Source organism: Campylobacter ureolyticus (genome assembly GCF_027277485.1).
Classification (GTDB): Bacteria; Campylobacterota; Campylobacteria; order Campylobacterales; family Campylobacteraceae; genus Campylobacter_B; species Campylobacter_B ureolyticus_B.
The window spans coordinates 113,746-124,609 of the sequence record NZ_JAPXGQ010000006.1 but is presented as its reverse complement, the minus strand read 5'-3'; the positions used below and the strand labels follow the sequence as shown (position 1 = coordinate 124,609).

Genomic DNA, 10,864 nt, shown 5'->3' with positions numbered 1-10,864 from the left:
TAAGAAATTTTGATTATATAGGACTTGAAAGTTTGAATGTAAACGGTATGATAAAAAATCATAAATTAGCTAAATCTCTTGTTGATGTCAGTTTTTATGAGTTTAATAGACAATTGGAATATAAAGCCAATTATATGCAAAAAGAAATTCATAGAGCAGATAAATTCTATCCAAGTTCCAAAACTTGCTGTGTATGTGGAAATATAAAACAGGATTTAACATTAAAAGATAGAGTTTATAAGTGCAAATCTTGTGGAAATATTATTAATAGAGATTTAAATGCAAGTATTAATTTACACAAGTTTGTAAATGAAACAGTAGGAATAGTTAATTCCGAATTTACGCCTATGGACTTGACGGCTCTGCTAGATGATTTAGCAATAAATCAAATAGTAACCAGCAAGGTTGAAGTAGGAATACAACAAAAATTCTATTAGTATAGTTTTATATATATTTATAGAATTTTATAGGTTTGTAGGAACGGTTAGAAACCATTCGCTCTCCATAGGGAATTTCATTATATCATATGAAGATTAAAAATAGTGTTAATTACAAAATACTTATTTTACACCCAACAACAAAATAAATTAAAAAGTGTATAAAAAAATAAGGAAATTTGGAAACTTTCACCGAACCAAATTTTACGGCGAATTCGGACCATTTGTTCGCTAACCTTAAATTCGCATAGTTTAATCTAAGTTTACTTAAGAATGAATAAAATAAAATCATTATGAAATATTTTTAATATACTTGCAAATGAAAAAAATTACTAATAATTATGTTAGTGATAGTAATGGTATAAGTTGCCAGCTAGTAAGACACTAGATAAAATAAATAAAGGCGATTTAGAAAAATTGTAATTAAATAAAGAAGTAACCCACCTGTTCATAAAGTTAGTCTTTAGTAGTAAAAAAATAATAGAATAACTCAGTGTAAAGCAGATAAGTTGCCTAGCCCAGATTCTCTACCAAGTAGCTAGATTGCTAAGAGTGATGGGACTAATCTACACTCTAACAACTTACCCGATGGGAATATTATACATTAAATTAGATTAAATAATAATATAAAAGTTGAATTTACAACTAAAAATTTAATAAAAATTAGACTGAAAAGTTAAATAAGGGTAGATTAGTGTAATTTTAAATAAATCAAATAGGTTCAATGATAAAATTTTCTTTATAGCTTTATCTTAGATTAGATTAGTATATGAAAAAGGTAAGATGATAACATTAAAATTTATCTTACACAAGAAATAGATAGATATAAAAAAATATTATGCAAAAACTATCTATAAATCACAATTATAAATATATAATATGGGTAAAAAAGCTATTACATATTTTGAAATGTGTATTATAACGTCTATGTTGAAGTAACAATTTAGAGATTTGATGAATTAACTTAAATAAATAAAAATATCTATAAGATTATATATTTATAATAATAATGAATAAAATTAATTGTTAAAACAAATAAATATAAAAAAGCTTGTCTTGCAAAATTACACTATTGTATAGTAAAAAATATCAAAATATTTATAAGGCTGATAGGTTGCCTAGCCCAGATTTCCTACCAAGTAGCTAGATTACTAAGAGTGATGGAACTAATCTACAATCATACAGCCTATCAACTGTTTTTTATTGTAACTATTTATGTCTTAAAAAACTATAAAATGTAAAAACAGTTTTATTGCTAAAAATTTAAAAAATCAAAATTAATACTTATCTTTGTTTATTTATTATATATTTAAAAGTTTTATGATTCAGTATTTTCAGGCTTGTATGATATTTCATAGTTAAAATCAATAAAAATATTTAGTTTTTTAAGTATATTTTTAAAGCTAATTAGGAATATAATTTATGTTCTTGCAATAATTTAATAAAAATATTTTTTTAGAAGTGCTGAAGGCAACATAATAAACTATTTTCCGAATAGTCAAAATTAACTTGTTTTATCTGCCTTTTAGATAAGCTGGGAGGAGAGATTAAGTAAAACTTAAAAACTACCTCAGATAGGGGTCTTACTGGGCAAATGCCCCCCGAGCCCTCCTCAGCTTTACACCCAATTAATTAGTGTCAAGATAACTAGATAGAATCTAGCATATATCTCAACAATATCCGCTATTATATACAAAAATAACTTTAAAATTTATTAAAATAATTAAGGCTTTAAAAAAATAACAATAGAGTAAATATATTTAATTATCAATTGGCTAAATAACTATATTTATGTACGTAGTTAAATTTTAAAAGGCACTCAAACGCTACTTCATGGTTATGAGCCAGACGCTAATTCTTTTGTGCCTAGTTGAAATAGTGTAACTTAATACACCTTAAAAAACTATAAACTTTCCAACACAGATGTTAGAAAGTTCTAAAAAGATTAAAGAATTTCAAATGGATTTACAGCAACATTTTCTCTATCAACTATATAAGGGATAAGTGCTGCATGTCTTGCTCTTTTTATGGCTTTTTCAACCATTTCTTGATATCTTTTTGATGTTCCTGTTAGCCTTCTAGGCATAATTTTAAATCTTTCAGATAGACAATATTTTAAAAGTTGTGTATCTTTATAGTCTATAAACTCAATTTTTGCTTCTGTATATCTGCAATATTTTCTTGCATATTTTCTTTTTTCTGCCATATTTTTTCCTTTATTAATTATATTTTAAAAAGGCAACTCATCGTCGCCATCCATCCCCATATCATCAATATCAACATCTGGTATATTTTCATAACCATTGTCATTAAAATTATTTTGATCTTGTTGAAAATTTTTGCTTTGAGGTGATTGTTGTTTTTGATAAGGATTATTGTTTGGTTTGAAATTTTGCTGATAGTTATTTTGTCCATAGCTACCACTGTTTTGTTGATAGTTATTTTGACCATATCCATTATTTTGTTGATGAGAACTATCTTGATTTGATCCTCCACCAAGCATTTGCATATTTTCAACTGTTATGCTATGCCTGCTTCTGTTTTGACCATTTTGATCCTGCCAAGTTTCAAACATAAGTCTTCCTTCGACTAAAACCTGACTACCTTTTCTAAGATATTGGTTTGCTATCTCAGCAAGTTTCCCCCAAAAAGTAATATCTATAAAGCAAACTTCTTCTTTTTTTTCACCATTTGCTGTGTATTTTCTACTTGTGGCTATACCTGTTTTTCCTAAGGCGGAGCCTGAGTTTAAATATCTAAGCTCAATATCTCTTGTAAGTCTACCTACTAATATTACTCTATTAAACATAATCTATCCTTTTACTCTTGTACTTCTTCCTCTTCTTTTTGTGAGGTTTCTATATTTTCTTCAACTCTTGGTTTTCTTGGTTTTCTTGGAGTTTTTACAGGCGAAAATTTAATGCCTTTGCTTAATTTTTCCCATGCAGCAACTTCTTTTTTATTTTCATATTTAACAGTTAAAAATCTAATAACATCTTCATTATATCTTAAATTTCTAACAAGTTCTTCTATTAACGATGTTGGAGCTGTGAAGTATATAACAAAATAAACTCCTCTTTCGTATTTATTGATTGTATAGGCTAGTTTTCTAGCACCCATTTCGATAACAGAAGCAACTTCGCCGCCGTTTTTTGTAATGATTTCTTTAACAAAATCAACTCTTTCTTTTATCTCATCTTCTGTAAGCGTTGGCTTTAAGATGAATAAAACCTCGTAATGTTTCATAAATTCTCCTTATGGTTTTATAGCTTATAGACACTTTTTAAGGCTACAAGCAAGGATTGCACTAAGCAACTTATAATCTTACTAATTATTTGCTTAAAGTTTCATTATTTTTTAGACAATATTCTTTGAAATTCCAAAAGTCCGGATAAAAGAAGATAAGTTTTATTAATATTTGTTTTTGTTTTTAGGCTATATTCCGTCTTATTTAGTGAAATAAACATCTCTTTAAAATTTTCAGTGCTAAATTGAAGTGCTAAAGTTTTTAGGTTATTTTGAATTTGCATTGGAGGTAAATATCCTAGAACTTCTTTAAAGTCAATTTTTCCATTTATTTTTATAAAGGCATGTATACTAAAAATTCGAAAAATTGATGAATAAAAATATCCTATGAGTTCACTTTCATTGTAAGATCCACTTTGTGTATAGGTAAAAAAATCATCTCTAAAATCTTTTAAATTTATAATTTTTTCAAAAAGATCTTCAAAACTAACTTCACTTAAACCAAAAACATTTTCTTTTACATTTTCTAAATTTAGCTCTAAATTTAAACTTTTAAATTTTTTAAGTTCAGCTACACAAAGGCTTAAATTTTCATTGTGTATTTTGTAAATTTCAAGTAACGCTATGCTGTTTGGGAAAAGTTTTAAAATTTGAGAAATTTGAGTTAAAATTTGTAAAGCTTCGTTTTGGGAAGTTGGTTTAAAAACTCTTAAAAAATTTGTTCCAAAAGCTTTTAAAAAATCATTATTTAATCTGTTACCGCATTCGTAAATCTCATATAAAACATAGTTATTTTCATCTTTTTTACATTTTTCAATAATTTCTTTTATCTCTTTTGTTGATGTGGTTTTGTCATTTTTAATATATATAATATTTTTATCGCTAAACAGTGATGGTTCTAAAAAACTCATTGCCTCGTTAAAATTATACTCTTCAAAATATTGTTCTAATATATTTTCACTATTCCATAAATTTAGTAGTTGCTTGGCACAAAATGCATTTAAAAACTCATCATTTCCTCTAATTAAGAAAAAATTTGGAACTTTTTTTGAATTTATTAAATTATCAAATTCTCTTTTATACATCCAGTTTTTTTACCACTCTTCCATAAATTTTAGCAGATATTATATCAGCATCGGTAATTTTAACAAGTACTTTTGTAAGAACATCGCAAGTGTAATTTGTGATAAAAATCCTAGCTCCTTTTAGCTTATCATCAAGTCTTGCGGTTGTTATGTTTGTATTTTCATCTACATAGCAAATAAAATTTTGCCCGATATTTTCTACTGCCCATCTCGCAAATTTGCGATCTATAAAATCATACGCAACTTTATCGGCTTCTCTTTCAAGTTTATTTAAGCTAATGCAGGTTTCATCGATATTTAAAAGCAAATAGTTAATTAATTTTTCATCATTTTCTAAATCAGCTTTTAAAAGTCTGTGTAAAATAAGATCACTATAACGTCTAATTGGGCTTGTGAAATGGGTATAATCATCAAATCCAAGACCAAAATGCCCTTCTGGAAGTGGGGCGTATTCAGCTTTTTTTTGAGCTTTAATGATGAGTTTATCAACTTCTTCTCGTATTTTCATCTCATCAGCTATATTTTGTATATTTGAAACCATCTTTACTATGTTTTTATCAAATTTTGCATCAATTCCGATGCTTGCTAAATCCATTAGTAAAAATTCTATTTTTTTATTATCTATTGCTGCGTGATTTCTAAAAATTCCTTTTTCTATTCTTTTGGCAGCAGCTTGATTTGCTAACAACATGCAATCTTCTATTAAATCATGGCTTGGAGTTGATGTTTCAAATCTAGTTGATTTTAAATTTCCATCTTCATCAAGTGTTATTCGAAGTTCTTTTGTGTGAAAATCAAACCCTTTTTTTAGCCTTATTTTTCTTAAATTTAAAGTTGTTTTATGCAAATTTAAAAGCATATTTAAAATATCTTTATTTTCATATTTTTTTGTTTTTAAAATTTCATCAACTTCATCGTAGTTAAATCTTACTTTTGAGCTGATTATAGCCTTAAAAAGCTCTTCTTTTATGGCATTGTAATTTTCATCCAAAGTTATTTTAAAACAAAATGCAAGACGATCTAAATTTGGTTTTAAAGAGCAGATGTTTTCACTTAAATTTCTTGGCAACATTGGCACACTTTTATGTGGAAAATAGATAGAAAATCCTCTAAATTTAGCTTCTTTATCAATGGCCGAGTATGGCGCTACATACTCGCTTACATCAGCTATTGCTACATATAGAGTTCTATTTTTAATATCAAAATAAACAGCATCATCAAAGTCTTTCGCATCAACTGGATCAATAGTACAAAAATCTAGTTCTGTTAAATCAACTCTGTCTTTATACATCGACTTATCTACGGTATCACCATAGCTTTTAGCTTCATCTTCACAAGTATTTGAAAAAATATCGTGTTTATCATATAGGGCAAGTGAGATTTTTTCATCTACCCAAACATCATCTATATTTCCCAAAACTTCCACAATTTCATCTGTTTTATTATCTATTTTTAAAAGTGTTCCAAGACATAAGCTTTTAAGTGATTTTTGTGTTGCTTTCAACTTTGATGTAAGTCCACTTTTTATATTCACACCCAAAATTTCTTTACCAATTTTTTTTGTGTAAACCACACTTGTTGCAAAAGCTGGCTCAATCATCATTAAAATTTTAGCTTTTTTTCTCGATTTTTTTGTTTTTAAAAGTTTTGCTAAAACTATATCTCCTTGCTTTGCACCTTGAATATCTTTATTTTCCACTAAAACATCACTGGTAAATTTTTTGTCAAATACACTAATATAGCCTGTTCCTTTTAGTGAAATATCTAGCTTTCCACAAATAAATCCATCATTTAAAAGGTAGTGATCTTTGTATAAATTTACAGCATTTAACATCTTTAAATTTCTAATTAACTCTTTCTGTTTTGAGTTCAACTCATTTTTTGGAATTCCTTTTAAGAGTTGTTCTAAAAATAGCTTCAAAGTCACACCTTTTTATTAAAATTTTCATATTTTGGAACTTTTAAGTTCGTTTTTAGTATAATACCCTAATTTTTTTTAAAGGAATGTTATATGGCAATAAATGTTTATTATGACAAAGATTGTGATTTAAACCTAATTAGAAGCAAAAGGGTTGCTATGATAGGTTTTGGAAGTCAAGGTCACGCTCATGCAGAAAACTTAAGAGATAGTGGAGTTCAAGTTATAGTAGGTCTTAGAGAGGGTGGCGGAAGCTGGAAAAAAGCAGAAGCAAAAGGCTTTAAGGTTATGAGTGTTGCAGATGCTACAAAAGAAGCTGATTTCATAATGATTTTAACTCCTGATGAGCTTCAATCAGATATCTTTTACTCAGAAATCAGACCAAATCTAAACGAGGGCGATACAATTGCTTTTGGTCATGGTTTTAATATACATTTTGGTCAAATAGTTCCTCCAAAAGGTGTTGATTGCGTTATGATAGCACCAAAAGCTCCTGGTCATACCGTAAGAAGTGAGTTCATAAAAGGTGGCGGAATTCCTGATTTAATAGCCGTAGCCCAAGATGAAAGCGGTCATGCAAAAGATCTTGCATTAAGCTATGCAAGTGCAATAGGCGGGGGTAGAACTGCAATAATAGAGACAACATTTAAGGATGAAACAGAAACAGATTTGTTTGGTGAACAAGCTGTTTTATGTGGCGGTGTTACATCTTTAATTCAAGCTGGTTTTGAGACATTAGTTGAAGCTGGATATGAGCCTGAAATGGCATACTTTGAGTGTTTACATGAAATGAAGCTTATAATTGATTTAATATATCAAGGTGGAATTGCTGATATGAGATATTCTATTTCAAATACAGCTGAATATGGTGATTATGTAAGTGGTCCAAAGATTATAACAGATGAAACTAGAAAAGCTATGAAAGATATATTAAGAAATATTCAAGATGGTTCTTTTGCAAAAGATTTTATATTAGAAAGAAAAGCTGGATATACAAAAATGAATGCTCAAAGGCTTAATATGAAAAACTCTTTAATAGAAAAAACAGGTAAAGAGCTAAGAGATATGATGCCTTGGATATCTCAAAATAAAATTATCGATAAAGATAAAAATTAAAAAATAGTTTAAAATTTGAAAAAAAATAGCAATAAAAAAATAGGGCAAGGTAGTAAAAAACGTTTTGGAAGTAATAAAAAATCTTCCAAAACGCAAAATACTTCAAATCGCCATTTCTTAGGATTCTTTATACTCTTGATAATGTGTTTTTGTGCTGGTTTTTTCACATATAAAGGTCTTGATTTTATTTTTAAAGATAGCGTTGATAAAAAAAGCGAACTTGCCAATTTAGCAAACTTGGAAATTAAAGAGAGCGATAATACACAAAATTCTATTTTGCAAAAAAATAGAATTAATTTAGAAAATAAAAGTTTAGAAAACAAAAGTTTTAAAGAGAAAAATAATTTTCTAGAGGAAGCTCCTATATCTATTGATGAAAATAAAGAAGACATCTCTATAAAATCTAAATTGAGACTAGATCATAATTTAAATAAAATTTCAAAAAATAACTCAAATGAAAGTTTTAAAAATATTCAATCAAATAAAGAAAAGAGACAAAATACACAATATTTTACGCATAATTATACACAAATTGGAAAAATTAGAAATGAAATTCCAAAATTAGCTATTATAATTGATGATGTTGCATCATATGAACATATTAATGAGATAAAAAAAATTAATTTAAAATTAACTCCATCTTTAATGCCGGCAAGTAAAGATTTTCCAAATACGCCAAAAATAGCTAAAAATTTAGAATTCTATATGATTCACCTACCGCTTGAAGCATTAAATTACAACTCAAATTCTATTAAGACTTTAAAAGTAAATGATAGTTTTGAAGAAATTTCAAAAGAAATTTATAAAATTAGAAAAGATTTTCCAAATGCAAAATTTATAAATAATCACACAGGAAGCAAATTTACTTCAAACAAAAAAGCCGTTCAAAAACTATTAGATGTGCTTGATGAATACGGTTTTATTTTTGTTGATTCCAAAACTATATCTAACTCAAAAGTAGAAGAAGTGTTAAAATCAAAAAATCAAAAATATATTTTTAGAGATGTATTTTTAGACAATACGCAAAATTTAAAAGATATTGAAAATGAGCTTAAAAAAGCTGTCAAAATATCTAAAAAAAGGGGTTTTGCAATAGCTATAGGTCATCCAAAAAAACAAACTTTAAAAGTTTTAAATAACAGTGGTGATATTTTAAAAGGTGTTGAAGTTGTCTATTTAAGGGATATTTATGAAAATTACTGATGTGAAAGAGTTGTTAATTAGCTCATTAGACAAACTTAAATGCCTGAAAAAAGTAAAAAATCAACCCAATAAGCTTTTTATTTGTCGCTTTTAAAAAAAACGAAAAATTGAATTGTTGGATCTAGAAAATGACAATTTACACTAAAAATTTAATTCTAAACCTCTCTTCAAAAGTTAAAATATTGATTTTATATGGTAGGTGGATGTGCCTTGGGATACGATGCAACCGCTTGCAAAGGTGTTTTTCCAAACACAATAGCTGTTTTTTGAAATTGTCTAAATCAATTAAATATATAGGCAAAAGGATATCGGTTTTTAAAAGGAAGCAGCATAGCTTTTTTTAAGGCTTAACAAGGTCTTTTATAGTTACTCAAGCATATGTTTGTTTCTTGTACGGCAAATAAAATAAAAGCAGAGAAACAAATGAACTGTTGACGGAAAACGAGATAAATTTAATAGATGATATTAATAAATTAATTTAGTGTAGAAATTTTAAAAAGTATAAATGATTAGCTTATAAATTTTGTAAGTTAAATTTAAATTTGATGAAATTTATGTTAAATTTGGTAAGAAATTTTGCAATTATAAAAAATGGGCACAAAAAGTATTTGCAAAATAAAAATATATTTTTAAAAAGGCTAAAAAATGATTGCTTGTATAGATGTTGGACTTAAAAGAATTGGTATTGCTCTTGGATATAAAAATGGTGTTATAGTCCCAATAAATGCAGTTTTAAGACAAAACAGAAATCAAGCAGCAAATGATGTGAAATATATACTCGATGAATGGAATGTAAAAAAGCTGGTTGTTGGTATCCCACTTGGTGGAAATAGTGAAGACGAAATGAAAAGACGAATTAGTCATTTTGTAAATTTGCTTGATTTTAATGGTGAAATTGTGTTTTTTGATGAGAGCTTTTCAAGTATTGAAGCATGTGAGTTTGGTGTGGTAAACCATAAGAAAAAAGATGGCAAACTTGATAGTCTTTCAGCAATGGTAATTTTACAAAGATATTTTGATAGTTTGAAATAATTAATGGTTATAGTTTAATATAAATTTAAGCCAATATAATTTTTATGCTTAATTGTCATATAGTACCATAAAACAATTATACATATGGATAAAAAATGTTCAAATTTGACTTATATAGTGGGGGTAAAAAAAGAATTTGTTTTTACTCAACTGATTTTCATAACAACTTTGGAGAGCTTTATTTGTTTGAGTGTTAGATCGCTTATAGATATCTTTTCTATCTCCAACTCTTAAAATTAAAATAACAAGTTAATTATCTATCCTTTTATAAAAAACTCTATAACTTCTAAGTCTTAGGTGAAAAACATCTTTGTACTCATCACCTTTTAACTTTTTTATAGTTTGGTTTATAAGGAGCTGTTTCTTATACTCTAAACTAAAATTAGAGCCAAACTCTTTTAACGATGCCATTATTAGCTTAGCTTCAAATTTGACTATACGCTTAAAATCTTTTTTAACTCTTTCATAAAATTTAAGTCTCCATTTCATCAATAAATCGCTCCATTTCATCACAAATTATGGTTTTAGAACTAGACAGCCTTTGTTTTAGAACTAATAAATCAATGCTATCAAGGTAGTATTTTAAAGTATTTGTGATAAAGCCACTTTTTGAAATGCCAAGTTCGTTTTAGTATTTGTCAATCTCATCTTTTATGTCCGATTTTAAAGATATACTTATTTTAACATTGGTTGGGTAAGAAAGTTTATCCATAAAATATCCTTTTTGCTAAAATTATACTTTAATTTAAATACTTTTTTATTCTTTTTTTTAGCATGTATTTTTAAGTGTTAAAATTCCCTTATTTTTTTAACATAGTTTTTTTGAA

At 27.1% G+C, this 10,864-nt stretch carries 10 protein-coding genes; 4 read left to right on the top strand and 6 right to left on the bottom strand.

Features of this window, described 5'->3' with window-relative positions; translation table 11 throughout:
* Nucleotides 1–437: RNA-guided endonuclease InsQ/TnpB family protein (locus O6B72_RS04775; RefSeq protein WP_269492378.1), on the top strand; the 437-nt coding region annotated here is incomplete at its 5' end.
* 1,945 nt (nucleotides 438–2,382) lie between these two features.
* On the opposite strand, the gene rpsR is transcribed toward O6B72_RS04775, so the two are convergent.
* The 5 genes from rpsR to O6B72_RS04750 form a co-directional block, all read right to left on the bottom strand.
* Nucleotides 2,383–2,643, bottom strand: coding sequence for a 30S ribosomal protein S18 (rpsR, locus tag O6B72_RS04770; protein ID WP_016647048.1), 261 nt, complete (start codon nucleotides 2,641–2,643; stop codon nucleotides 2,383–2,385).
* A 24-nt stretch (nucleotides 2,644–2,667) separates the two neighbouring features.
* Complete coding sequence (locus O6B72_RS04765) at nucleotides 2,668–3,246, bottom strand: single-stranded DNA-binding protein (protein ID WP_269492377.1); 579 nt, start codon at nucleotides 3,244–3,246, stop codon at nucleotides 2,668–2,670.
* A gap of 11 nt (nucleotides 3,247–3,257) precedes the next feature.
* Nucleotides 3,258–3,683, bottom strand: a complete 426-nt coding sequence (gene rpsF, locus O6B72_RS04760) for a 30S ribosomal protein S6 (protein ID WP_050334752.1) — start codon at nucleotides 3,681–3,683, stop codon at nucleotides 3,258–3,260.
* Nucleotides 3,684–3,787: 104 nt separating this feature from the next.
* A complete protein-coding gene (locus O6B72_RS04755) occupies nucleotides 3,788–4,768 on the bottom strand; it encodes a hypothetical protein (protein WP_269492376.1) in 981 nt (326 codons plus the stop codon).
* Nucleotides 4,761–6,689, bottom strand: a complete 1,929-nt coding sequence (locus O6B72_RS04750; RefSeq protein WP_269492375.1) for an RNB domain-containing ribonuclease — start codon at nucleotides 6,687–6,689, stop codon at nucleotides 4,761–4,763. Before O6B72_RS04750 ends, O6B72_RS04755 begins: the two co-directional genes overlap by 8 nt.
* 90 nt (nucleotides 6,690–6,779) lie before the next feature.
* Here O6B72_RS04750 and ilvC point away from each other — a divergent pair, with 90 nt between their 5' ends.
* From ilvC to ruvX, 3 genes are all read left to right on the top strand, one after another.
* Nucleotides 6,780–7,802, top strand: coding sequence for a ketol-acid reductoisomerase (ilvC, locus tag O6B72_RS04745; protein WP_050334743.1), 1,023 nt, complete (start codon nucleotides 6,780–6,782; stop codon nucleotides 7,800–7,802).
* 15 nt (nucleotides 7,803–7,817) lie between these two features.
* Nucleotides 7,818–9,005 (top strand): divergent polysaccharide deacetylase family protein, encoded by a 1,188-nt coding sequence (locus tag O6B72_RS04740; RefSeq protein WP_269492374.1) that lies wholly within the window; start codon nucleotides 7,818–7,820, stop codon nucleotides 9,003–9,005.
* 645 nt (nucleotides 9,006–9,650) lie between these two features.
* Entirely contained in the window at nucleotides 9,651–10,037 is a 387-nt protein-coding gene (gene ruvX / locus O6B72_RS04735) for a Holliday junction resolvase RuvX (RefSeq protein WP_269492373.1), read from the top strand.
* 249 nt (nucleotides 10,038–10,286) lie between these two features.
* Here the strand turns inward: ruvX and O6B72_RS04730 are convergent, their stop codons facing one another.
* Nucleotides 10,287–10,526, bottom strand: a complete 240-nt coding sequence (locus O6B72_RS04730; RefSeq protein ID WP_269492372.1) for a type II toxin-antitoxin system RelE family toxin — start codon at nucleotides 10,524–10,526, stop codon at nucleotides 10,287–10,289.
* Nucleotides 10,527–10,864 lie beyond the last annotated feature (338 nt).